Origin of the sequence: Nonomuraea maheshkhaliensis (assembly GCF_039529435.1) — a bacterium.
Lineage (GTDB): Bacteria > Actinomycetota > Actinomycetes > Streptosporangiales > Streptosporangiaceae > Nonomuraea > Nonomuraea maheshkhaliensis.
Genome location: NZ_BAAAMU010000113.1, coordinates 1 through 24,228 on the forward strand (window position 1 = coordinate 1; position 24,228 = coordinate 24,228).

A 24,228-nucleotide genomic window follows, 5' to 3' on the forward strand; every position below is an offset into this window, starting at 1 on the left:
AGCCGTCCGACGGGCCGCCGGACAGGTCGCCCGCCGGGCCGCCGGATGGGACGAGCGATGGGCCGAGCGGCTCGGTCAGGGCGCGGGCCGCGTAGAGGTCGTCGAGCACGCCCGGGATCTGCACGCCGGTCGCGGCCACCAGCGCGCCCGAGCCGTCCCGGCAGCCGGCCACCACCAGCCCGCGCAACGCCTCGCCGACCAGCCCCACGTCCCCGGGATGCACCGTGAACGCGGGCAGGGCGGCCAGGTGCGGCCACGCGCGCCGCTGCTCCTCGCTCAGGGCGCCGGGCAGCAGCCGGATCAGCCCTCGCACGCCGCGCAGGTCACCGTCCCGGCACGTGATGCCACCGCCGGCGCTGAAGGCCAGGAAGTGGCGCGCCGCCGGCCCGGCCCGCCAGGCCACGGTGCCGCGGTAGATCCAGTGGGCCCTGGCCTCGCCGCAGGGCGACTCGCGGATGTCGTGCTTCAGGATCTTCGCCCCGCTCTCGTGATTCCCGTCCGCCTTCGCGCTTCCGTTCGTGCTTCCCGCTCGTGCGTTCCCGTTCATGCTTCCCGTTCATGCTTCCCGTCAAGGCGGCGGCGACGCGGTACGACGCGGTGTTCCCCGGCCGCCCGCCCGCTCGCGGACCCGCCCGGAATGTTGCCGGGAGATTACGGAGCGTCTACGATCTTTGCAACGCTTTCTGGAAATTTCAGAAATCAAATGCCTCACTCTGGTAACTACTTGCAGAAACCTTGCGCCGCCATCTACCGGCGAGCGTTCCGTCGGCGTAACCTCCGGCTTACTCCGACCTCCGACAGAGCTGTGAGGAGAAGGACATGCGACGACTTTTACCGTCAGCGGCGGCCGTCGCCGCGGTGACTCTGGCGCTGGCCGCCTGTGGCGGCGGCGGTGGCGAGAGCGCCGCTCCCGCCGCGTCGGTCTCCGACCCGTCGAAGGTCAGCGGCGAAGTGACGTGGTGGGACACGACGCGCCCGGACAGTGAAGGACCGACCTTCCAGGCGTTGATCAAGGAGTTCCAGGCCAAGTACCCGCAGGTCAAGGTCAACTATGTGAACGTGCCGTCGGACCAGGCGCAGAACCAGTTCCAGACGGCCGCGCAGGCCGGGACCGGCGCCCCCGACGTGATCCGGTCCGAGGTGGCCTGGACCTCGCAGTTCGCCTCGCTGGGCTACCTGCAGCCGCTGGACGGCAGCCGGGCCGTGGACAAGCCCGAGGACTTCCTGCCCGGCCCGCTCAGCAGCACCAAGTTCGGCGGCAAGACGTACGCGGTGCCGCAGGTGACCGACACGCTGGCGCTCATCTACAACAAGCGGCTGCTGAAGGAGGCCGGCCACGAGGAGGCCCCCAAGACGATCGCCGAGCTCAAGCAGACCGCGCTCGACGTCAAGGCCAAGACCGACGCCGAGGGCCTCGCGCTCAACGTCGACTCCTACTTCCTGCTGCCCTTCATGTACGGCGAGGGCGGCGACCTGCTCGACGTCGCCAACAAGAAGGTCGTGGTCAACTCCCCGGCGAACGTGAAGGCCATGGAGACCGTCGCCGACCTGATCAGCTCGGGCGCGGCCCCCAAGCCCGCCACCACCGAGAGCTACGCCAACGCGATGACGGCCCTCAAGGAGGGCAAGGCGGCGATGATCTACAACGGGCCGTGGGCCCTGTCGGAGATCTACCAGGGCAAGGAGTTCAAGGACAAGGCGAACCTGGGCATCGCGCCGGTCCCGGCTGGCTCGATGAAGGCCGCGGCCCCCACGGGCGGCTGGAACCTGGCCATCTACGCCGGCTCGAAGAACATCCCGGCGGCGTACGAGTTCGTCCGCTTCATGACCACGGCGGAGGCCCAGGCGAAGATCGCCAAGGAGATCAGCCTGCTGCCGACCAGGACCTCCGCCTACGACAACCCCGACGTCCAGGGCAACGCGGACGTGTCGGTGTTCAAGCCGATCATGGACACGGCCGTGCCGCGCCCGTGGATCCCCGAGGGCGGCCAGCTCTTCCAGCCGCTCCTTGAGGGCTATCAGGCGCTCGTCGGCGGCAAGTCCGCGCCGGCGGACATGCTCAAGCAGGTCGACGAGCAGTACCGCGGGATCATGAAGGACTGGAGCTGACCCGTGGCGGTGTCGACCGGACAGGTGAAGGCCGCGGGCGGCCCCGCCCGCGCCCGTCGCCGCGACAGTCCAGGACGGCTGCGGCGCTCGATCGCCACCCACTGGTACGCGTGGGCGATGATCGCTCCGGTGCTGATCGTGATGGCGGTGCTGATCGGCTGGCCACTCGCGCGGGGCCTCTACCTGTCGCTGACGGACGCGACCGAGGCGAACATCGGCCGCACCATCGGCGTCAACGTCATCCCGGCCACCTATGAGTTCGTCGGCCTGGACAACTACCTGCAGATCCTGACCAGCAGCGTCTTCTGGGACAAGCTGCTGTGGACCGTCGTCTGGACGGCGGCCTGCGTCGCTCTGCACTACGGCATCGGCCTGGGCCTGGCCGTCATGCTCAACCGCAAGCTGCGCTTCCGCTCCCTCTACCGGGTGCTGCTGATCCTGCCGTGGGCGGTGCCCGCGTTCGTGGCCGCCTTCATCTGGCGCTACCTCTACAACAGCGACTACGGCGTCATCAACGGCTTCCTCAAGCTGGCCGGGCTGAGCGGGGTCGGCTGGCTGGACGACCCGACCACCGCGAAGATCGCGGTGATCGCGGTCAACGTGTGGATCGGGGTGCCGTTCATGATGGTCGCCCTGCTCGGCGGCCTGCAGTCGATCCCCGCCGAGCTGTACGAGGCCGCCGAGGTGGACGGCGCGGGACCCTGGCAGCGGTTCAGGGCGATCACGCTGCCCGGCCTGCGCCAGGTGTCCACCACGGTGGTGCTGCTGGGCACCATCTGGACGTTCAACATGTTCCCCATCATCTTCCTCGTCACCCGGGGCGGGCCCGGCAGCGAGACCGAGATCCTCGTCACCTACGCCTTCCGCGAGGCGTTCACCGGCATCCGCAACTACTCCGGGTCGGCGGCCTGGGGTGTGATCATCCTGGCCATGCTGGTCGTCCTGGCCGTCGGCTACCGGCGTACCCTGCGCAGTCAAGGAGACCCATGGTGAGCACCACGAGCAGGCCACGCGTGAGCACCACGACCCGGCCGCGCGGCGAGCGCGGCCCGCTGGCCTCCGCCGGGCTGCACGCCGGCCTGCTGCTCGCCGTGGCGATCTCCCTGTTCCCGGTCGTCTGGCTCGTGCTGACCTCGCTCAAGCCGCGCGACAGCTGGCTGTCGGCCGAGCTGCAGCTGTTCAACAACTCCTCGCTGGACAACTACGTCCGCGTGCTGACCGCCACCGAGTTCCCCCGGTGGCTGCTCAACAGCGTGCTGACCGCCGGCCTGACGATGGTGCTCGGCGTGTTCCTGGCGGCGACCACCGGGTACGCGGTCAGCCGGTTCCGCTTCCCAGGCCACCGTTCGGTGATGTGGCTGCTGCTGATCACCCAGATGTTCCCCGTGGCCATCCTCATCGTCCCGCTGTACAACCTGATGGCCGGCCTCGGCCTGCTCAACCAGATCCCCGGCCTGGTGATCGCCTACATGACGATCGCGGTGCCGTTCTGCGCCTGGATGATGAAGAGCTACTTCGACACCGTCCCGATAGAGATCGACCAGGCCGGCATGGTCGACGGGCTGACCCCGTTCGGCGTCTTCTGGCGCGTGGTGCTGCCGCTGGCCCGGCCCGGCATCGCGGTCACGGCGTTCTACTGCTTCATGACCGCCTGGGGCGAGGTCGGCTACGCCACCGTGTTCATGTCGCAGGAGGACAAGCGCACGCTCGGCGTCGGGCTGCAGCAGTTCATCGGCCAGCACTGGTCCGACTGGGGGCTGATGACGGCCTCCGCCGTGCTCATCGCCATCCCGGCCGGGGCGGTCTTCCTGCTGGTGCAGCGCCATCTGATCACCGGGCTCACCGCGGGGGCGACGAAGTCGTAGCCGTCACCGTAAAGTAATCGGCCAATCACTGTACGTGACCATGAGTAGACGGAATCATGGCCATGTGGATGGATTCATCGACCAGACCTGTGGGGGCGTGACCGAACTACGGGTGCACGGCGTCTCCGGCACGCCCCCGGCCGGCATACTCAACCATCCCCACCCCCGCCTCGTCGCGGGCGACGGCACCACCGGGTTCTACCGGCGCTGGTGGCCGGGCGGGCCGACGACCGGCGAGCACCCCGACGTGCCGGGCGTCCGCCACCGGGAGGCCTACGCCTGGGGCAACCTCACCTCGGGCGGCAGGACGATCGCGCTGTGGCTGCTCCTGCTGCCGTTCTCGCTGGCGAACCTGTCCTACTTCATGCTCCCCAGGCCCGCCGGCGGGAAGCGGCTGCGGCACGCCACCGAGGCGGCGCAGCGGCTGTTCGCCCTGCTGCTCACCGGCACCCTCGTCGGGGCCGTCACCCGGGCGGCGGTGGACCTCGTCGGCTGGCAGTGCACCGCCGCCGGGCGCGCCTGCACCCTCGCCACGGCGCCCGGCTGGATCGGCTGGCTCGGCACGTTGTGGGGCGCGGAGCCGTCCAAGCGGCTGGCGGTCACGGCGCTCGTGCCGCTGCTGCTCGTCGTCCTGCTGTGGTGGATCGCCCGCCGCACCTGGCGCCGCGACGAGAACACCCCCGCACCGCCCGGCGCCGAGCCGGGGCCGCCCGAGTCCCAGCCCGGCGCCTCGCCGGGGTCCCGGTCCGCGGGGCCGGGCGATGTGCTGCTGGCCAGGCCGCGGTTGTGGCGGGGCGGCGCGCCGGTGTGGCGGCTGCGGGTGGTGCACGTGGCCTTCTCGCTCGCCTCCATCGGGGTGGCGGTGTCGGCGCCCTTCGTGGAGACGTTCCCCGGGCTCGCCCTGACGGTGGCCAACGCGGGCGTGCAACTGGCCGCCGCCGTGCTGGCCGTGCTGCCGTGGACCGCCAGGCGGGTGGACCCGCGCTCGGGACGGCGGGCGCCGCGCTGGCTCACGCCCTCCGTCCATTGGCTGCGGGTGGCGGCGCCGCTGGTGTTCCTGGCCACGGTGGGGGCCGCGCTGGTGGGGCTGCCGGCGGGTTCCGCGGGGACGTCGCTGTGGCGCCTGCCCGGCGTCGGCATTGGAACGTTCCAGTACGCGCTGACACTCGCGCTCGGCCTGTTCATCCTGATCTCCACGTGCCTGCTCGCCCGCCTGGACCACCAGACCCGCCGCCCCGCCCCTGACGAGCCCGCCCCTGACGAGCCCGCCCCTGATGAGCCCGCCACGTCCGGCGTGCCGGACGAATCACCCGATCCCGCCGCACCCGTCGAGCCCGGTCAGCCCGAGGAGCGGGAGGCGGTGCCGGGGGAGCGGCCGGCCATGGGCGGGGTGGGCGCCTGGATCGTGCTGATGATCGCCGCCGGCGGCGCCAACGTGCTCGCGCTCGGCGTGCTGTTCTGCACGGCGGCCTTCTTCGGCGACCCCGCCATGACCGGCCGCCCGCGCCCGCCCGGCCGCCGGCTGTTCCTCGACGACCCCGTCTGGTGCGCGGCCGCCCTGGTGCAGGTGCTGCCCCTCGGGCTGGCCGCGGTGACCGTGGTGCTGTGGCTGATCCGGCGGGCCGAGGCCAGGCGGCTGGCGCCGGAGCTCAAGCCGTACTATCTCGAACGCGAGGACGCCGAGGCCGTCGCGCGCACGTGGGCGCTGGCCTCGCTCACCGACCGCGCCGGCCTCGTGATGGGCGTGCTCACCGGCATCGGGGTCGCCGGATCCGCCACCGTGGTCACGATCCACCAGCTACGGCTGATCACCCCGGACGGCGGCCTCGCCGGGCGGGCCGCCTCGTTCGGCGGATGGGCCCTGGTGGCGCTCATCTCCGGGCTCGCGCTGCTCGGCCGCCGCACGTACCGCGACCCACGCCTGCGCAGGACGGTCGGCGTGCTGTGGGACGTCGCGACGTTCTGGCCCCGCGCCATCCACCCGCTCGCGCCGCCCTGCTACACCGAGCGGGTCGTGCCCGAGCTGACGGCCAGGATCGGCACGCTGGCCGCCACCGAGCGGGACCAGGTCGTGCTGTCGGGGCACAGCCAGGGCAGCGTGATCGCCGCCGCCGTGGTCCTGCAGCTCGATCCGGCGCTGCGCGGGCGCGTGCGGATGCTCACGCACGGCTCGCCGCTGCGCCGCCTTTACGCGCCCTTCTTCCCCGCCTACTTCGGCGAGCCTGGACCGAGAGCCGTACGCGAGGCCGTGACCTGGTGCAACCTGTACCGGCTGAGCGACCCGATCGGCGGAGCCGTCTTCCGCCGGGTCGATCCGCTCGCCGGCGGGCAGCGGGACGCGGTGGACCGGTTCTGCTGGGATCCGCCGCGTCCAGGACCCGGCGAGCCGCTGCCCGAGACGCGGTGGCATTCGGACTACTGGCTCGAACCCTCCTATGGCGAAGCCTTGAATCATCTGGTCACCATCAAACCCGCCGCGTGAGCGCACCGGACCGATAGGGTGGCCCGCGTTCCGAGTCGATCAGTCAGGTCCGGATGGGGGCTAACGGTGAGGTGGGTGCTGTTATTGGTGCTGTTTTCCCCATTGTGGTGGTCGGCTCCGACCGCCGCCGTCGCGGAGGGGAACACGCCCGCGCGGGAGGTGCCCGCGAGGCAGGCCGAGGCCGGGGGACGGGTGGCCTTCATCGGGGTGCCGGGACTGCTGTGGGACGACATCGACCCGCGTGACACCCCGCGCCTGTGGGAACTGGCGGGGCAGAGCGCGCTCGGATCCCTGTCGGTCAAGGCCGTCGGCACCGTGACGTGCCCGTACGACGGGTGGCTCAGCGTGTCGGCGGGCGTGCGCTCGGCCGTCGGGCACCGCTGCGGGCTGCCGCCCGAGCCGGTCGTCCAGGGCCAGGGCGCCCTCGTGCGCGAGGTGCCCGAGCTGCACGCCCTGCGCGACGGCGTCTTCGCGGGCACGCTCGGCTCCGCCGTGCACGCCGCGGGCAAGTGCACCGCCGCCGTGGGCAGGGGCGCCGCGCTGGTGCTCGCCGACCGCGAGGGCAAGGTCGACCTGTACGCCGCCGACCCGGCCGGCCTGGCCGACTGGTCGCGCTGCCAGGTGCTGGCCGTGGACGTGCCCGCCCTCATCGAGCCGTACCTGCGTGACGACCGGCTGCCGCAGGAGCCCGACGCCATCGCGCCCGAGCAGCGGCGCGAGCTGGCCCGCCGGGCCGACGCCCAGGTGGGCGCGGCACTCGACCGGCTGCCCGCCGGCACCGAGATCGTGCTGGCCGGCGTCGGCGACCACGGCTCCGTTCCGCACCTGCGGGTGACCATGTGGAAGCGCGCGGGCACGGAAGCGGTCTCCGGCGTGGCGGGCCCCGCCGTCGGGGCGAACTCCACCCGGCGCGGCGACATCGTCGTGCTGCCCGACATCACGCCCACCATCCTGAACGCCGCCGGCGTCGCGGTGCCGGACACCGTGCTCGGGGTGCCGTGGCGGCTCGGCGCGCCCACCACCCCCGCCGACCTGGCCAGGGACGACATGGCCGGGGTGACCGTACGCGGCATGACGGGCATCTTCTTCACCGCCTTCGCCACCGTCACCGTCGCCTTCTACGCGCTGGCCTACTTCCTGCTCACCCGGCGCAGGCGGCACGGCCTGGTCGGCGCCGCCGCCATCGTGCTGGCCGCCATGCCGGTCTCCACGTACGCGGTCAACCTGCTGTCGTGGGACCGCAGCCCGTACGTGGTCGTGACGCTGCTCGGTGGCGTGCTGGGGACCACGGCGCTGATCGCCGCCGTGGCGTTGCTCGGCCCGTGGCGGCGCGACCCGCTCGGGCCGCCCGCGACGGTGGCCGCGATCACCGCGGCGGTGCTCGTGTTCGACCTGCTGACCGGGACGACGCTGCAGTTCAACAGCCTCATGGGCTACACCGCCGTGGTCGGCGGGCGCTACTACGGCCTGGCCAACATCCCGTTCGCGCTGCTGTCCACCGCCGTGCTCCTGGGCACCGCCATCGCCGCCCAGTACCTCGTGCGGGCCGGCCACCAGCGGGCCGCCGTCGGCGGGGTGGTGACGCTGGGCGTGGTCGCCATGCTGCTGGCGGGCTGGCCGGGCGTGGGCAGCGACTTCGGCGGCGTGATCGCGTTCGTGCCGGGCATCGCCGTCACCGCGCTGCTCATCGCGGGCCGCAAGGTGTCGGTGCTGAAGCTGGCCGGGTTCTGCGTGCTGGGCGGGGTGGCGGTCTCGATCATCGCCGTGCTCGACTTCCTGCGGCCGCCCGCCGCGCAGACGCACCTGGGCCGGTTCGTCGGGCAGGTGATCGACGGGACGTTCCTGCCGATGATCGCGCGCAAGCTGGGCGCGATGCTGAACACCCTGCTCTCGCCCAACCTCATGCCGATCGTGCTGGCCGGGCTGGCGTTCCTGATCTTCGCGATCATGCGGCCGGGCAAGATCAGCGCGGGTGTGGTGCCCAGGGCGTTCGCCAAGTGGCCGATGCTGCGGGCGGGGCTGGTCGGCGCGCTGGTCAGCGGCGTCGTGGGCATGCTGGTCAACGACTCGGGCACGGCCGTGCTGTCGATGGTGGTGGCCCTGGCCGTGCCGCTGGTGCTGCACGCGGGCGTGCGCACCCCGGACGAGGAGGGCGAACAGGAGGTCGTCGTCCCGGTGGAGGAGCCGGGGCGCCGCGACGACGTCCTCGCCGGCGAGGTGTGAGCGCTTGTACGGGCCGGGGAGAGGCGTCCCCCGGCCCGTACAAGATCTGAAATTTTCTTTTAGTTCATGCTGAAGCCTTGAAAGTTATAACCGCGAGCGATTGAGTTCGGTCGTGCAGACCCTCCGATTGCTGGCCGCCGCCGCGCTCGTGTTAGGCCCCATGGCCCTCGTCGCGCCCGCGCAGGCCGAACCCGCTCCCCCCGTGGAAGACGCGCTCGACGCGTCCTCCTATCCGGCGCCCTCCACGTTCCTCGCCCGGGCCACCGCCGACCAGGCGCGGCTGGTGACGGACAAGAGGACCCGGCCGGTCGCGCCGGGCATCTCGCTCACCTCGTTCGACACCTACGACGCGCTCGGCTGGCTGCGCGCGGACGCCGTCACCGCCGAGCTCGGCGGCAAGCCGGGCGTCAAAGCCGACTACGTGTTCTCCGGCGAGGTGAGCAAGACCGAGCCGCTGTCCGGGCCGGCCAGGCGCTCGCGCGCCGTGGCCGCCGTCAACGGCGACTTCTTCGACATCAACAACTCCGGCGCCGCGCAGGGCATCGGCGTGCAGGACGGCGCGCTCATCCAGTCGCCGGTGGCCGGGCACGAGAACGCGGTGGCCGTCGGCGGCGACGGCGTCGGCCGCGTGCTGAAGATGTACTTCGAGGGCAGCGCCACCCCCTCCGGCGGCGCGCCGATCGCGCTCACCCAGTTCAACCAGATCGTGCAGAGCGGCGGCGTCGGGCTGTTCACGCCCCTGTGGGGCTCCTACAACCGGGCCCGCGCCGTCGAGGGCGCCACGTCCGTCGCCGAGGTCGTGCTGGTGGACGGCGTCGTCACCGAGGTACGCGACTCCGCCGGCACCGGGCCCGTCCCCGCCGGGACCACGCTCCTGCTCGGCCGCGACGCCGGGGCCGCCGCGCTGTCCGCGCTGAAGGCCGGCGACCGGGTCGACGTGCGCTACCGGCCCAAGCCGTCGGCCGGCGGCGAGGTCAAGGCCGCCGTGGGCGGCAACTGGGTGCTGGTCAAGGACGGAGTCGTGCAGAACTCCACCGACCAGGCCGCGCATCCGCGTACCGCCGTCGGGTTCTCCGCCGACGGCAGGAAGATGTACCTGCTGACCGTGGACGGCCGCCAGGCCGACAGCCGCGGCGTCACGCTGAACGAGCTGGCCGCGATGATGGCCGACCTCGGCGTCGCGAACGCGCTCGACCTCGACGACGCCGGCTCCTCCACCATGCTGGCCCGCGAGCCCGGCTCGGCCGACGTCCAGGTGGAGAACAGCCCCTCCGACGGCGGTGAGCGGCACGTCCCCAACGGCCTCGCGCTCTACGCGCCGGCGGGCAGCGGCAAGCTCAAGGGCTTCTGGCTGGAGACCGCGAGCGACCTGGCCAGGGCGCCCGGCGTCGGGCCGGTCGCGGGCGGGCGCCCCGACCGCGTCTTCCCGGGCCTCACCAGGCGGCTGCGCGCCTCCGGCTACGACGAGACGTACGGCCCCGCCGCCGGCGCCCCGTCCTGGCGCTCGAACCCGGCCGTGCACGGCGTCGTGCGCGACGGCAGGTTCCACGCCCTCGTGCCCGGCCAGACCACCGTCACCGCCGCGCGCGGCGGCGCCAAGGGCAGCATCGACCTGACCGTGCTGCAGCCGCTGGAGCGGCTCGGCGCCACCGCCGACCGGCTCGGCATCGCCGGCCAGGGCGAGACGGCCACGTTCGGCGTGGTCGGCTACGACCGCAACGGCAACTCCGCGCCCATCGAGCCCGCCGACCTCACGCTCGACTACGACAAGAACGTGTTCGAGGTGACGGCCGCCGAGCAGGGCTACTTCACCGTCAAGGCCAAGGGCGCCACCGGATCCGGGCTGATCACCGCCAAGGTCGGCAAGATGACCACGGCGGTGCCGGTGACGGTCGGGTTCGAGGACAAGCCGGTCGCCGACTTCGAGGACGCGGCCTCGTGGACGTTCGCCGCCGCCCGCGCCACCGGCAAGCTGTCGGCCGCGCCGGGTCAGAGCGGCGGCGGGCTCAAGCTCTCCTACGACTTCTCCACCTCCACCGCCACCCGCGCCGCCTACGCCAGCCCGCCGCAGCAGATCGTGGTGGACGGGCAGCCGCAGGGGTTCGGGCTGTGGATCAACTCCACCGGCAAGGGGGAGTGGCCGAGCCTGGAGTTCTACGACGGGCTCGGGCAGTCGCAGATCCTGCGCGGGCCGTACATGACGTGGACCGGCTGGAAGTTCGTCGAGTTCACCGTGCCGCCCGGCGTCACCTACCCGCTCAAGCTGCGCCGCTTCTACGTGGCCGAGACCAAGGCCGACGTGGCCTACACCAACGAGATCCTCATCGACGGCCTGGTGGCCAAGGTGCCGCCGTCGGTCGAGGCCCCGGCCGCGCCCAAGGTGGCCGACCCGGTGGTCGAGGCCGAGGTGGCGACGATGCCGTGGCGGTTCGCGGTCATGTCGGACGCGCAGTTCGTGGCCAGGGATCCGGACAGCGACATCGTCAAGAACGCGCGCCGCACGCTGCGCGAGATCAAGGCGGCCAAGCCGGACTTCCTGCTGATCAACGGTGACCTGGTGGACGAGGCGTCGCCCGAGGACTTCGCGCTGGCGAAGCGGATCCTCGACGAAGAGCTCGGCGGAACGGTGAAATATCACTACATCCCGGGCAACCATGAGGTCATGGGCGGCAAGATCGACAACTTCCAGGCCGTCTTCGGCGACACGTACGGGACCTTCGACCACAAGGGCACCCGCTTCATCACCCTGGACACCTCCCGCCTCAACCTCAGGGGCGGCGGCTACGACCAGGTGGCCATGCTGCGGGCCCAGCTCGACCAGGCGGCCGAGGACGCCTCGATCGGGTCGGTCACCGTCCTGTTCCACGTGCCGCCGCGCGACCCGACGCCCGGCAAGGGCAGCCAGCTCGGCGACCGCAAGGAGGCCGCGCTGGTCGAGGGCTGGCTGGCCGACTTCCAGCGCACCACCGGCAAGGGGGCGGCGTTCATCGGGGCGCACGTGGGCACCTTCCACGCCTCCCACGTGGACGCGGTGCCGTACTTCATCAACGGCAACTCCGGCAAGAACCCCGCCACCGCGCCCGACGACGGCGGGTTCACCGGCTGGTCGCTGTGGGGCGTGGACCCGGTGACTCGGGCCGAGGCCGAGCACGTCAAGCGCAACTGGTTCGCCGACGCGCCCGACTGGATCGGCACGCAGGTCCGGCCGCACGTGGACGAGCTCACGCTCACCGTCCCCGACGCGGTCGCGGTCGGCAAGCCCGCCACCGTGACGGCCTCGCTGGCGCAGGGCACGAGGACGGTGCCGGCCGCGTACCCGGTGTCGGCCGCCTGGTCCGGCTCGCCGAACCTGCACGTCGGCCCGCGCAGGACGGCCAAGCCCTGGCACGTGGCGGTGCTCGACCCGGCCACGGGCACGCTGACGGCACTGCGCGCCGGCCGGGTCACGGTGGCCGTCACGGTCAGCGGCGTCACCCGGCAGGCGACCGTGACGACGACCGCCAAGGCCGCCGCCTGACCGCCGCCCGGTCTGCCTGACTCCCGTCCGGCCCCTGTCCGACCTCGCCGGACTCGGACAGGAGCTCGGGCGGGCCCGCACTTCAGGGCCCCACGGGACGGTCGCCGTCCCGTGGGGCCCTTCGTGCGTGCCGGGCTCGTGGGTGTGCGGTGGGCGGGTCGCGGGCAGGGGGCGGGGGAACGAGGTCGTGCGACCGCAGACGCGAGGGAGACGCAGATGTCCGCTGAGCTCGATCTCGTGCCGGCCGCGCTCACCCAGGCCGTCGACGAGCTGCCCCTGGTGGACCACCACGTGCACGGGGCGAGCGCGCACGACCTGTCGCGCACGGCGTTCGAGGAGCTGATCACCGAGTCCGACCGCCCGGTGCCGCAGTGGATGACCCAGTTCGACTCCCAGCTCGGATTCGCCGTCCTGCGCCACTGCGCGCCCGTGCTCGGGCTCGATCCCTTCTGCACGCCGGAGGAGTACCTGGCCCGGCGCGCCAGGCTCGGGGCGGCCGAGGTCAACCGGCGGCTGCTCGGCGCCAGCGGGATCAGGCACTTCCTGGTCGAGACCGGCTACCGCGGCGACGAACTGCTCGGGCCCTCGGGGATGGCGGAGGCGAGCGGGGCGCCCGCCGACGAGGTGGTGCGGCTGGAACGGGTGGCCGAGCAGGTGGCCGCGACCGGGTGCGCGGCGGAGGCGTTCGCGGACCGGTTCGGGCAGGCGCTGGACGAGCGGGCCCGTACGGCGCGCGGCCTCAAGAGCATCGCCGCCTACCGGTGCGGGCTCGGCTTCGACCCCGCGCCGCCTTCGCCGGCCGAGGTGACCGAGGCCGCGGGGCGGTGGCTGTCGTCGGGTGGGCGGTTGAGGGATCCGGTGCTGGTGCGGCACCTGATCTGGGCCGGGCTGGAACAGGGGCTGCCGCTGCAGTTCCACGTCGGCTTCGGCGATCCCGACGTGGACCTGCGGCGGGCCGACCCGCTGCTGCTGCGCGGGCTGATCGAGCTGGCCGAGCCCACCGGGGTGCCCCTGGTGCTCCTGCACTGCTATCCGTACCAGCGGCATGCGGGGTTTCTGGCGCAGGCGTACCCGAACGTGTTCTTCGACGTCGGCCTCGGGGTGAGCTACACGGGGGCGCGCAGCGTGGCGCTGGTGGCGGAGAGCCTGGAGGTGGCGCCGTTCGCGAAGATCCTCTTCTCCTCCGACGCCTTCGGGCCCGCCGAGCTGCACCACCTGGGGGCGCTGCTGTGGCGGCGGGCGATGACGCGGGTGCTGGGCGGGTTCGTGGCGGACGGCGAGTGGTCGCTGGCGCAGGCGCTGCGGGTGGCCGGGATGGTGGGTTCGTCGAACGCGCGCCGTGTCTACGAGCTGGGATCCGGGGGATGAGAGAGGCGTTCGTGGTCCGGTGATTTTCGAGCGGGGGCAGTGAGTAGTGAGTGCGAACGGCCGGGGGGCTGATTCGGGGGCTGATCGGGGGGCGGCGCCGCGGGTGGCGTTGCGGGAGGCGCTGAGCCGGGAGCTGCCCGCCGCGGCGGCGTTGCGGCGCGAGCTGCACGCCCTGCCCAGGGTGTCGGGCCAGGAGGAGCCCACGCTCAAGCGGGTGCTCGACGCGCTGCCGGAGGGAGCCGTGGAGCACGTGGCGGGCACGGGCGCGGTGCTGCGGATCGGCGGGGCGGGGCCGTCGGTGGGGATGCGCGGCGAACTGGACGCGCTGCCCATCGCCGAGCAGACGGGCGTGCCGTGGGCGTCCGTCAACGGCGCCATGCACGCCTGCGGCCACGACGTCCACCTCGCCGCCGTCCTCGCCCTGGCCGCCGCCGTCGCCGCGACCGGCGCCTGCGAGGCACAGGCCCGCGCTACACACGTTCTCGCGCCGTTGCTGGTCGTGTTGCAGCCGCGCGAGGAGACCTTTCCCTCCGGGGCGCTCGACGTCGTCTCCTCCGGGGTGCTCGGGCGGCACCGGGTGCATGCCATGATCGGCGCTCACGTGCAGCCGGTGCTGGCCGGGGGCACGATCGCCTGTGCGCCCGGGCCGGTGAACGCCTCGGCCGACGAGTTCAGGGTGACCGTCAGGGGAGCCGAGGGGCACGCCGCCTACCCGCATCTGACCCGGGACCCGGTGCTGGCCATGGCGCAGGTGATCGTGGCGGCGCAGCAACTGGTCAGCAGGGTCGCCGATCCCATGGTGCCGACCGTCGTCACGTTCGGGACGGTGAACGCGGGCAGCACACCCAACGCCGTTCCCGGTGAGGCGGTGGCCAGGGGCACGCTGCGGACGATGTCCCGCAAGTGGCGCGAGCGGCTGCACGAGCGGTTCGCCCAGGTGGTGGAGGACACCGCGCGGGCGTACGGGTGCGTGGCCGAGGTCGAGATCCTGCCCGGCGAGCCGATCCTGGTCAACGACCGGGCCTTGGCGGTGCGGGCGGGGGAACGGCTGCGGGAGCAGGGGTGGACGGTGGACGACGAACTGCGCTCGTGCGGGGCCGACGACTTCGCGCGTTACGGCGAGGTGGCGCCGTCGCTGATGATGTTCGTGGGCGTGGACACCGCGGCCGGCCTGCACAGCCCCGGCTTCCTGCCGGACGACGACGCCGTGGGCGCGGTCGCCGAGGCCCTGCTGGCCGGCTACCTCGCCGCCTCGCCACCGGCCGTCGGCGGCTCGCCGCCGGGCCCGGCCGACATCTCTGGCGCGTCGGGGACGCCGGGCGTATCGGGTATGTCCGGCGGGTCGGGTGCGGGTAGGCGGGCGCCGGAGGCCGGGGGCGTGTCGTCCTCCGACCGTCGTACCAGCCGGGCCGCGGGCCCGTTCGAGGGGTGATCCGTTACGGACGAAGACCTCAACGCTGACGAAACCAGGTCGAACCTCTAGGCTCGGCCGTGATGGACCTCGAAACCTTCTCCCCCGGTTCGGGCCGCCTCGAACCCCGGGCAGCCTTCCGTACAGACGCCCCTTCCCTCGATCTCAACGGGACGTGGCGCTTCCGCCTGTCGCCGACCGCGAACGTCCCCGAGGACTTCGCCGGACCCGATTATGACGACTCGGGCTGGGACGACCTCCCCGTGCCGTCCCACTGGGTCCTGCACGGTCACGGCGCGCCCGCCTACACCAACGTCGTCTACCCGATCCCCGTGGACCCGCCGCGGGTCCCCGACGAGAACCCCACAGGCGACTACCGCCGCGCCTTCGACCTGCCCGAGGGCTGGACCGGCGGGCGGCTGCGGTTCGAGGGCGCGGAGTCCTTCGCCCGCGTCTGGCTCAACGGCCACGAACTGGGCTTCTCGACGGGCAGCCGGCTGCCCGTCGAGTACGACGCCGGCCCGTACCTGCGTCCCGGCCGCAACGTGCTGGCCGTGCGCGTGCACCAGTGGTCGGCCGCCACGTACCTGGAGGACCAGGACATGTGGTGGCTGCCCGGCATCTTCCGCGACGTCACGCTCACCCGCTCCGCCGCCGACGTCTTCGTGCGCGCCTCCTACCAGGATGGGCGCGGCACGCTGAGCTTCGACGGCCCCGGCACGCTGAGCGTCCCCGAACTCGGCGTCGAGGGCCTCGAACCGGGCGCCGAGATCACGCTCGACGTCCGGCCGTGGACGGCCGAGACCCCGCACCTCTACGACGCCGTGGTGACCTGCCCCGGCGAGACCGTACGGCTGCGCGTCGGCTTCCGCACCATCTCCATCGTGGACAGCGTGCTCCTGGCCAACGGCCGGCCGCTGCTGCTCAAGGGCGTCAACCGGCACGAGTTCCACCCGGAGCACGGGCGCGCGGTGCCGTACGAGACGATGCGCGAGGACGTGCTGCTGATGAAGCGGCACAACGTCAACGCGGTCAGGACCAGCCACTACCCGCCGCACCCCGACTTCCTCGACCTGTGCGACGAGCTGGGCCTGTGGGTGATCGACGAGTGCGACCTGGAGACCCACGGCTTCGGCGGGTTCGGCTGGCGCGGCAACCCCACCGACGACCCCCGCTACGAGGACGCTCTGCTCGACCGCATGCGCCGGATGGTCGAACGCGACAAGAACCACCCCAGCGTCATCATGTGGTCGCTCGGCAACGAGGCCGGCGTCGGCCGCAACCTGGCCGTCATGGCGGACTGGACGCGCGAGCGCGACCCGTCCAGGCCGCTGCACTACGAGGGCGACTGGTCGTGCGCCCACACCGACGTCTACTCCCGCATGTACGCCTCCCACGCCGAGGTCGAGGCCATCGGCCGGCGCGAGGAGGACCCGCTCGACGATCCCGAGCTGGACGCGCGGCGGCGGCAAATGCCGTTCCTGCAGTGCGAGTACGCCCACGCCATGGGCAACGGGCCCGGCGGCCTGGCCGAGTACCAGGAGCTGTTCGAACGCTATCCGCGGCTGGCCGGCGGGTTCATCTGGGAGTGGATCGACCACGGCCTGACGCATCCCGAGCACGGGTACGCCTACGGCGGCGACTACGGCGAGCTCGTGCACGACGGGAACTTCGTCATCGACGGGCTCGTGTTCCCCGACCGGACGCCGTCCCCCGGGCTGATCGACCTGAAGAAGGTGTTCGAACCGGTCACGTTCGAGTTCGGCGACGGGGTCGTGCGGGTGGTCAACGGCCACGGTTTCACCGACCTGTCCCATCTGCGGTTCGTGGCCACCGTGCAGGTCGAGGGGGAGACCGTCGCCGAGCACCGCCTCGACGTGCCCGCGCAGGGCGGCGAGTGCAAGCTGCCCGGCTTCCCTGACGGGCCCGGCGGTGAGCGGTGGCTGACCGTACGCGCCGAGCTGGCCGCGGACGAGCCGTGGGCGCCGGCCGGGCACGAGGTGGCCTGGGGACAGGCGCTGCTGACCCTGCACGACCCCGCGCCGAACGACCTGCTCACGGCCTTCACCCGCACCGCCACCGAGCCGGCCGGCGGTGAGGTGATCGACGCCGGAGTGGTGGCCGGCGGCGAGTCGCGTGACGGTGGCGAGTCGCGTGACGGCGTCGGGCTCCGGTACGGCGGAGGCGCGGGCGCCCGCGACGAGCTGATCGCGGGGGACAGCGCGTTCGACGCGGTCACCGGGCGGCTCGTGCGGCTGTTCGGGACGGAGGTGGAGGGGCCCCGGCTCGACCTGTGGCGGGCCCCGACCGACAACGACCGCGCCGACGGCCTGGCGGACAAGTGGCACCGGCTCGGCCTGGATCGGCTCACCCACCGGGTGGACGAGATCACCGCGGGCGAGGAACTGGTCGTGCGCACCAGGGTCGCGCCGGCGGCGACGAACCTGGGGATGCTGGCCACGTACCGGTGGACGTTCGACGGCGGCCTGCGGCTCGTCCTCGACATCGAGCCGGAGGGCGACTGGCGCGACCCGGTCGCGCGGATCGGGGTGACGATGACGCTGCCCGGCGCCGCGGTGGACCGGGTGACGTGGTTCGGGCCGGGGCCAGGGGAGGCGTACCCGGACACGGGCATGGCGGCCCGGGTCGGCCGGTGGTCGGCCACGGTCGAGGAACTGCAGACGCCGTACGTCCGCCCGCAGGAGAACGGGCACCGCGCCGACGTGCGGTGGGCCGAGCTCGGCGGGTTCCGGGTGTCCGGCGAGCCCACGTTCGGCCTGACCGCGCGCCGCTGGAGCGCCGCCGAGCTGGCCGCCGCCCGGCACCGGCCCGACCTGGTGGCGGGGGACCGGCTCCACCTCCACCTCGACCTCGCCCACCAGGGCATCGGCACGGCCACCTGCGGCCCGCGCCCGCTGCCCGCCTACGACCTGCTGGCCCGCCGGACCACCCTCCGCCTCCGCTTCGACCGGGCCTGATGGGAAAAGGCCGGGCCCCGAAGGACGGGACCCGGCCGTCGGCGGGTGGATGACCTGCCCTGGCGGAGGTCAGGCGACCTCCGCCAGGGGTGTCAGGCGACCTCCGCCGGAGCGGAGGGCCGGACGATCTCAGCCGGAGCGCTGAGGACGGTGCCGGCGCCGACCGTGAGGCCGCCCTCGCGGATCGCGAAGCCGAGCCCCGCCTCCAGCGCCACCGCCTTGCCCAGCTCGACCGCCACCTCCACCGTCTCACCCGGACGGGCGAGGGTGTCGGCGGGCAGGACGAGCTCACCGGGCACGTCCGTCGTGCGCAGGTAGAACTGCGGCCGGTAACCGGACGCGATCGGCCGCCGCCGACCGCCCTCCTCCGGCGTGAGGAGGTAGACGCGGGCGGTGAACGAGCCGAGGGCCCGCTGGCTGCCGGGCGCGGCCAGCACCATGCCCCTGCGCACCTGGTCCCTGCGGACCCCGCGCAGCAGCACGGCGGCGTTGTCGCCGGCCTCGCCCCGCTCCATCGTCTTGCCGAACGTCTCGACGCCCGTCACGACGGCGGAGAACCCGTCGCCGAACCCGACCGCCTCGACCGTGTCGCCGACCCGGACCGTGCCGCGCTCGATGGCGCCGGTGACGACCGTGCCGCGGCCGGTGACCGTCAGCACGTTCTCGACCGGCATCAGGAACGGCGCGTCCACGTACCGCACGGGCACGGGGATGTGCTCGTCCACCGCGCGCAGCAGCTCGTCGATCGACGCCGTCCAGACGGGGTCGCCCTCGAGCGCCCGCAGCCCGGACACCCGGACCATCGGGACGTCGCGGTAGCCGTGCTCGGCGAGCAGCTCCTGCAGCTCCAGCTCGACCAGGTCGATGAGCTCCGGGTCGGCGCCGTCGGCCTTGTTGACGGCCACGACCAGGTGCTCGACGCCGACGCGCTTGGCGAGCAGCACGTGCTCCCTGGTCTGCGGCATGATGCCGTCGTGCGCGGACACGACGAGGATCGCGCCGTCGAGCTGCGCCGCCCCCGTGATCATGTTCTTCACGTAGTCGGCGTGGCCCGGCATGTCCACGTGGGCGTAGTGCCTGGTGGCGGTCTCGTACTCGACGTGCGAGATGTTGATCGTGATCCCCCTGGAGGCCTCCTCCGGGGTGCGGTCGATCCGCTCGAACGGGGTGTACGTGGCCTGCCCGCGCGCGGCCAGCACCTTCGTGATGGCGGCGGTCAGCGTCGTCTTGCCGTGGTCGACGTGGCCCATGGTGCCGATGTTGAGATGCGGCTTGTTGCGTACGTAGGCCTGCTTGGCCATGGTTCCTTCCCTCAGGACCTGGAGTTTCGGCGTGACCCGTGTGAAGGGCCGGTCAACCTCTCCCCGCCGGGTCACGTGGACGTACGGGAAGAGGTCAGCGCTCCAGGCCGTCGCAGGCACGCCCGAGCGCGCCCGGCAGTGCGGGCGTCGCGAGGTGAGCGTGCTGGAACATGAGGAACATAGTGCGGCCTTCAGCACCGCGCCGCAACGGTTTATTCCGGCGGCCGGATCAGGGCCTTCCGACGCTCATGTACGTGTAGCCGAGCTCCCGCATCGCCGCCGGATCGAACAGGTTGCGGCCGTCGTAGAGCACCGGCCGGCGCATCACCGACGCCGCGCCCGCCCAGTCGACCTCCTTCAGCTGCGGCCACTCGGTGACCACGATCGCCGCGTCGGCCCCCTCCAGCGCCAGCTCCGGCGTCGGGTGCCGGGTCGTCGAGCTCCACGGCTCCACGGCGGCCGGGCGGGCCATCGGGTCCCAGCAGCGCACCTCGGCCCCCTCGGCCAGCAGCCGGGCGGCCAGCACCGTGCTGGGCGCCTCGCGCATGTCGTCGGTGCCGGGCTTGAACGTCAGCCCGAGCAGCGCCACCCGCATGCCCGCCAGCGTGCCCAGCTCGTCGTGGAGCTTCTGCACGGCGCGGCGCTTCTGCAGGTTGTTGACGTCGATGACGGCCGACAGGAGCTGCAGGTGGTAGCCGGTGTTGCTGGCGAGCTGGCGCAGCGCCTCGGAGTCCTTGGGGAAGCAGGAGCCGCCCCAGCCGATGCCGGGCCGCAGGAAGTGGGGGCCGAGGCGGTGGTCGAGGCCGACGGCGCGGGCGACCTCCTCGACGTCGGCGCCGGTCTTCTCGCACAGGGTGGCGATCTCGTTGATGAAGCTGATCTTCGTGGCGAGCAGCGCGTTGGAGGCCAGCTTGACCATCTCGGCCGAGCGCACGTCCATCACCACGACCGGGCCCTCGACACCCTCGTGCAGTTCGGCGATCAGGGCGGCGGTGGCCTCGTCGGCCGAGCCGATGACGATGCGGTCGGGACGCAGGAAGTCGGTGACCGCCCGGCCCTCTGCGGTGAACTCGGGGTTGGCGGCGTAGCCGACGTGCGCCAGGCCCGCCGCGTCGAGCGCGGCCCGTACGCGTGCGCCCGTGCCCACCGGGACGGTGGACTTCACCACGACGGCCCGCAGGTGCGCCGCGCCCTCCAGCGACTTCACCACCGTCCACAGCCGGGACAGGTCCGCGTCGCCGGACGGCGAGGGCGGGGTGTCCACGCACACGTAGGCGATCTCGGCGCCGTCGAGCGTCTCGGCCAGGTCGAGGGTGAAGGTCAGGCGCTCCTTGTTCCTGGCGATCAGGTCGCCCAGGCCCGGCTCGTAGATGGGCACGTCGCCGGCGCGCAGCAGCGCGACCTTGTCCGGGTCGATGTCGCGGACGACCACCCGGTGGCCGAGCTCGGCCAGGCAGGCGCCGGTCACCAGACCGATGTATCCGGCGCCGAACACGGCGACGTGGCGTTCCGGCTTGCCGACCATGGCTGACCATCCATTCTCGCGGGCCACCTGAGCGGGACCGCTGTTCGGGGGAGATTCGGGGGAGATTCGGGGGAGATGCGGGGGGAGACGCGGGGCGAGTGGTGCAGAAATCGGCGCGGGACCTTCACTTTCGACGTTGACCTCCACATTCTCCCCGACCGGCCGTCACCTCCTGTACACGAGCCCCTCCCCGGAGGTCCCCGAACCCGGTTGGCGGTGAGCACAACGGGGGCGGCCCTGTTCGTCGCGCACGCCGAAGCAGGAGGCGAAACGGTGGCCTACGGTTCGGATATGCCACGACTCGCCTTGGAGGACCTGCACCGTTTCGCCGTCCCGTCCGATCCCGCGCTGCGCCCCGACGGCGGCGCGGTCGCGTACACGCTGACGACCGTCGACCGGGACGCCGACGAGAACCGCTCGGAGATCTGGCTCGTCTCCTGCGACGACCCCGGCGCGAAGCCGCGCCGTCTGGCCGCGGGCAGCTCGCCCCGCTGGTCGCCGGACGGCCGCACGCTCGCGTTCCTGCGCCCCGCCGACGGCGGCGCGGCCCAGCTCCACCTGCTGCCCATGGACGGCGGCGAGCCCGGAGTGCTCACCTCGAACGCGCTCGGCGCCGGCGCGGCGTGCTGGTCGCCCGACGGCTCCCGCATCGCCTACGCGGCCCCGACGGCGCCGGGCGGGGCCGCGCCCGAACGCCCCCGTCGTGGCCGACCGGCTCGGCTACAAGGCCGACGGGGCCGGGCTGCTGCGCGGCGTCACCACGCACCTGTTCGTGGTGGACCTCGCCTCCGGCGAGCCGGCGCAGGTCACCGAGGGCGACTTCCACGCGGGAGAGCCGTCGTGGTCGCCCGACGGCACCCGCCTGGCGTTCGTGGCGGACATGGAGCCCGACCGCGACCTGGACTTCGGCGGCGCGGTGTACGTCGTGCCGGCCGAGGGCGGCACACCCGAGCGGCTGACCGACCCCGAGCTCATCTGCGAGGGGGCGTGGTGGCTCGGCGGCAGACTGCTGATCGCCGGGCTGAAGGGAAAGATCGTCGGGCACGTCCGGCTGTACACGCTGGACCCCGCCGGCGACGGCGGCGTGGCCGAGGTGGAGACGGGGCTCGACCGCAACGTCATGACCGGCTACCCCGGCTATCCCGGCGCCACCCCGGCGCTGCTCGGCGACGAGCTGATGTTCTGCGTCCGCGACCGCGGCTGCTCCCATCTCTACCTGGCTCCAGGGCGCCGGCTCGTGCCCGAGGAGGTGAGCGTGTCCGGGGCGAGCGTGGCCGCGGGGCGGATCGCGTACGTGGCCGCCGACCCGCGCACCGCGGGCGAGGTCTACGTGCTGGCACCCGACGGAGGCGAGCCGCGCCGGCTCACCGGCCATGCCCTGGCCGGCGTGGAGCCGTACACGCCGGTGCGGCGCATGTTCACCGCCCCCGACGGCACCGAGGTCGAGGGCTTCGTCCTGCGCGACGAGAACGCCACCACCCCGGGCCCGCTGCTGCTGGACGTGCACGGGGGCCCGCACAACGCGTGGGCCCCCGTGCTCGACGGCTTCCACCTCTACCACCACGCCCTGGCGGCGCGGGGCTGGACCGTGCTGGCGCTCAACCCGCGCGGCAGCGACGGCTACGGCGAGGCGTTCTACACCGCCGCCGTCGGCGCGTGGGGCCTGGCCGACACCCAGGACTTCCTGGCCGCGATCGACGACCTGGTGGCCGACGGCGTCGCCGACCCCGACCGGCTGGCCGTCACCGGCTACAGCTACGGCGGCTACATGACGTGCTGGCTGACCGGTGCCACCGACCGGTTCAAGGCGGCCATCGCCGGCGGACCCGTCACCGACCTGACCGTCTCGGCCGGCACCTCCGACCTCGGCCTCCTGATCAAGGTCCATGAGACTCCGGGCGACCTGGCCGCCCAGTCACCGACGACCAGGGTGGGCGAGGTCACCGCGCCCACCCTCCTGCTGCACGGCGAGAACGACGACCGGTGCCCCGTCGGCCAGTCGGAGCTGTGGTTCGCCGCGCTGCGCGAGCGGCGGGTGCCCGTCAGGCTCGTGCGTTACCCGGGGGCCTCCCACCTGTTCATCCTGAACGGCCGGCCCTCACACCGCTATGACTACAACGAAAGGATCATCGCGTGGCTGGAGCAATGGGTCAGCGGCTCCCCGAGCTGATCGCCGAGTACGAGGTGCCGGGCGCGGCGCTGGCGTACCTGCACGAGGGAGAACTGCACGAGTTCGCCGCCGGCACCCTGAACAAGGCCACCGGCGTGGACGTCACCCCCGACTCGCTCTTCCAGATCGGCTCGGTCACCAAGGTCTACACCGCCACCCTGATCATGCAGCAGATCGAGCAGGGCCGGCTCACCCTCGACACGCCGGTGCTCGAGGTGCTGCCCGAGTTCAAGGTGGCCGACGCCGAGGTCACCAAGAAGGTGACGATCAGGCATCTGCTCACCCACACCAGCGGCATCGACGGCGACCTGTTCCTCGACACCGGGCGCGGCGACGACTGCGTGGAGAAGTACGTCGAAGCCTGCGCCGACCTGGCCCAGAACCACCCCCTGGGCGTCACCCAGTCCTACTGCAACTCGGGCTTCAGCATCGCCGGGCGCGTGCTGGAGAAACTGACCGGCAAGCGCTGGGACGACGTGCTGCGCGAGGGCGTCTGCGAGCCGCTCGGCCTCACCCACACCTGGACCCTGCCCGAGGACGTGCTGCGCTTCCGCGCCGCCATGGGCCACGTGGACGGCGAGCCCGCCCCGGTGTGGGGGCTCATGCGCTCGGCGGGACCGGCGGGCCTGATCTGCGCCCGCCCCGCCGACGTGGTGGCCTTCGCCAGGGCCCACCTGGAGGGCGGCCTGCTGGAGAACCCGCAGGTCATGTGGGAGCCGCAGGTCGACATCCCCAACCCGTACGCGCTGGGCCGCCACTGGGGCGTGGGCTGGATCGTGGACGAGTGGAGCGGCCAGCGGGTCATCTCCCACGGGGGCAACACCATCGGCCAGCACGCGATGCTCTGGGCCGTGCCAGGCACCGGCACCATCGCCTGCGTCACCGTCAACGGCGGCCACTCGGGCGCGTTCACCCACCGCGTGGCGACCGAGCTGTTCGCCGAGCTCGACGGCCTCTCCGTGCCGGCCACGCTGGGCCCGCCCGAGACGCCGGTCGAGGTGGACGCCTCCCGTTATGTCGGCCGCTACGAGCGCGCGGGTGCCATCCTCGACGTCTCTCTGCGCGAGGGAAGGCCGTGGCTGCGGATGGAGGCCACCGGCGCGCTGGCCGCGCTGGAGAAGCCGCAGGAGTTCGAGCTCGTGCCGGTCGACGACACCACGTTCGTGCTCAAGTCGCCCGAGGACCCGTCCTGGCTGTCCGCGGTCTTCTACGAGCTGCCCGACGGCTCCCCGTACGTGCACCTCGGCGCCCGCGCGACGCCGAAGACCGGCTGAGGCGG

14 protein-coding genes and 1 pseudogene are annotated in these 24,228 nt (G+C 72.7%); 11 read left to right on the top strand and 4 right to left on the bottom strand.

Translation table 11 applies throughout. The annotated features are described in order from the left end of the window. A pseudogene (locus ABFX54_RS44280) lies at positions 1-547 on the bottom strand (hypothetical protein); the annotation flags it as partial. 272 nt (positions 548-819) lie between these two features. Here ABFX54_RS44280 and ABFX54_RS44285 point away from each other — a divergent pair. The 9 genes from ABFX54_RS44285 (at position 820) to ABFX54_RS44325 (ending at position 17,953) form a co-directional block, all read left to right on the top strand. Continuing rightward, positions 820-2,109: an extracellular solute-binding protein gene (locus ABFX54_RS44285; RefSeq protein WP_346112997.1), complete on the top strand. Its 1,290-nt coding sequence runs from the start codon at positions 820-822 to the stop codon at positions 2,107-2,109. 3 nt (positions 2,110-2,112) lie between these two features. Then, positions 2,113-3,102 (top strand): carbohydrate ABC transporter permease, encoded by a 990-nt coding sequence (locus ABFX54_RS44290; protein ID WP_346112998.1) that lies wholly within the window; start codon positions 2,113-2,115, stop codon positions 3,100-3,102. After that, a complete protein-coding gene (locus tag ABFX54_RS44295; RefSeq protein ID WP_346112999.1) occupies positions 3,096-3,974 on the top strand; it encodes a sugar ABC transporter permease in 879 nt (292 codons plus the stop codon). Before ABFX54_RS44290 ends, ABFX54_RS44295 begins: the two co-directional genes overlap by 7 nt. Before the next feature lie 64 nt (positions 3,975-4,038). Then, positions 4,039-6,456: a hypothetical protein gene (locus ABFX54_RS44300; RefSeq protein WP_346113000.1), complete on the top strand. Its 2,418-nt coding sequence runs from the start codon at positions 4,039-4,041 to the stop codon at positions 6,454-6,456. A gap of 87 nt (positions 6,457-6,543) precedes the next feature. Then, on the top strand, positions 6,544-8,679 hold the full coding sequence (locus ABFX54_RS44305) for an alkaline phosphatase family protein (RefSeq protein ID WP_346113001.1): 2,136 nt from the start codon (positions 6,544-6,546) through the stop codon (positions 8,677-8,679). 112 nt (positions 8,680-8,791) lie between these two features. Beyond that, on the top strand, positions 8,792-12,196 hold the full coding sequence (locus ABFX54_RS44310) for a phosphodiester glycosidase family protein (RefSeq protein ID WP_346113002.1): 3,405 nt from the start codon (positions 8,792-8,794) through the stop codon (positions 12,194-12,196). Positions 12,197-12,412: 216 nt separating this feature from the next. Beyond that, a complete protein-coding gene (locus ABFX54_RS44315) occupies positions 12,413-13,564 on the top strand; it encodes an amidohydrolase family protein (protein ID WP_346113003.1) in 1,152 nt (383 codons plus the stop codon). Positions 13,565-13,667: 103 nt separating this feature from the next. Then, positions 13,668-14,996: a M20 metallopeptidase family protein gene (locus ABFX54_RS44320; RefSeq protein ID WP_346113004.1), complete on the top strand. Its 1,329-nt coding sequence runs from the start codon at positions 13,668-13,670 to the stop codon at positions 14,994-14,996. A gap of 62 nt (positions 14,997-15,058) precedes the next feature. Continuing rightward, on the top strand, positions 15,059-17,953 hold the full coding sequence (locus ABFX54_RS44325) for a glycoside hydrolase family 2 TIM barrel-domain containing protein (RefSeq protein WP_346113005.1): 2,895 nt from the start codon (positions 15,059-15,061) through the stop codon (positions 17,951-17,953). A 92-nt stretch (positions 17,954-18,045) separates the two neighbouring features. Here ABFX54_RS44325 and tuf read toward each other — a convergent pair whose 3' ends face one another. The 3 genes from tuf to ABFX54_RS44340 form a co-directional block, all read right to left on the bottom strand. After that, positions 18,046-19,254, bottom strand: a complete 1,209-nt coding sequence (gene tuf / locus ABFX54_RS44330) for an elongation factor Tu (protein ID WP_346113007.1) — start codon at positions 19,252-19,254, stop codon at positions 18,046-18,048. A 229-nt stretch (positions 19,255-19,483) separates the two neighbouring features. Then, on the bottom strand, positions 19,484-20,779 hold the full coding sequence (locus tag ABFX54_RS44335; protein WP_346113008.1) for a UDP-glucose dehydrogenase family protein: 1,296 nt from the start codon (positions 20,777-20,779) through the stop codon (positions 19,484-19,486). Positions 20,780-21,057: 278 nt separating this feature from the next. Then, on the bottom strand, positions 21,058-21,429 hold the full coding sequence (locus ABFX54_RS44340; protein WP_346113010.1) for a hypothetical protein: 372 nt from the start codon (positions 21,427-21,429) through the stop codon (positions 21,058-21,060). 53 nt (positions 21,430-21,482) lie between these two features. Between ABFX54_RS44340 and ABFX54_RS44345 the strand changes: the two genes are divergently transcribed. Both ABFX54_RS44345 and ABFX54_RS44350 read left to right on the top strand, forming a co-directional pair. Then, entirely contained in the window at positions 21,483-22,949 is a 1,467-nt protein-coding gene (locus ABFX54_RS44345; protein WP_346113011.1) for a S9 family peptidase, read from the top strand. Next, a complete protein-coding gene (locus tag ABFX54_RS44350) occupies positions 22,913-24,223 on the top strand; it encodes a serine hydrolase domain-containing protein (RefSeq protein ID WP_346113012.1) in 1,311 nt (436 codons plus the stop codon). The genes ABFX54_RS44345 and ABFX54_RS44350 overlap by 37 nt, the downstream gene beginning before the upstream one ends. Positions 24,224-24,228 lie beyond the last annotated feature (5 nt).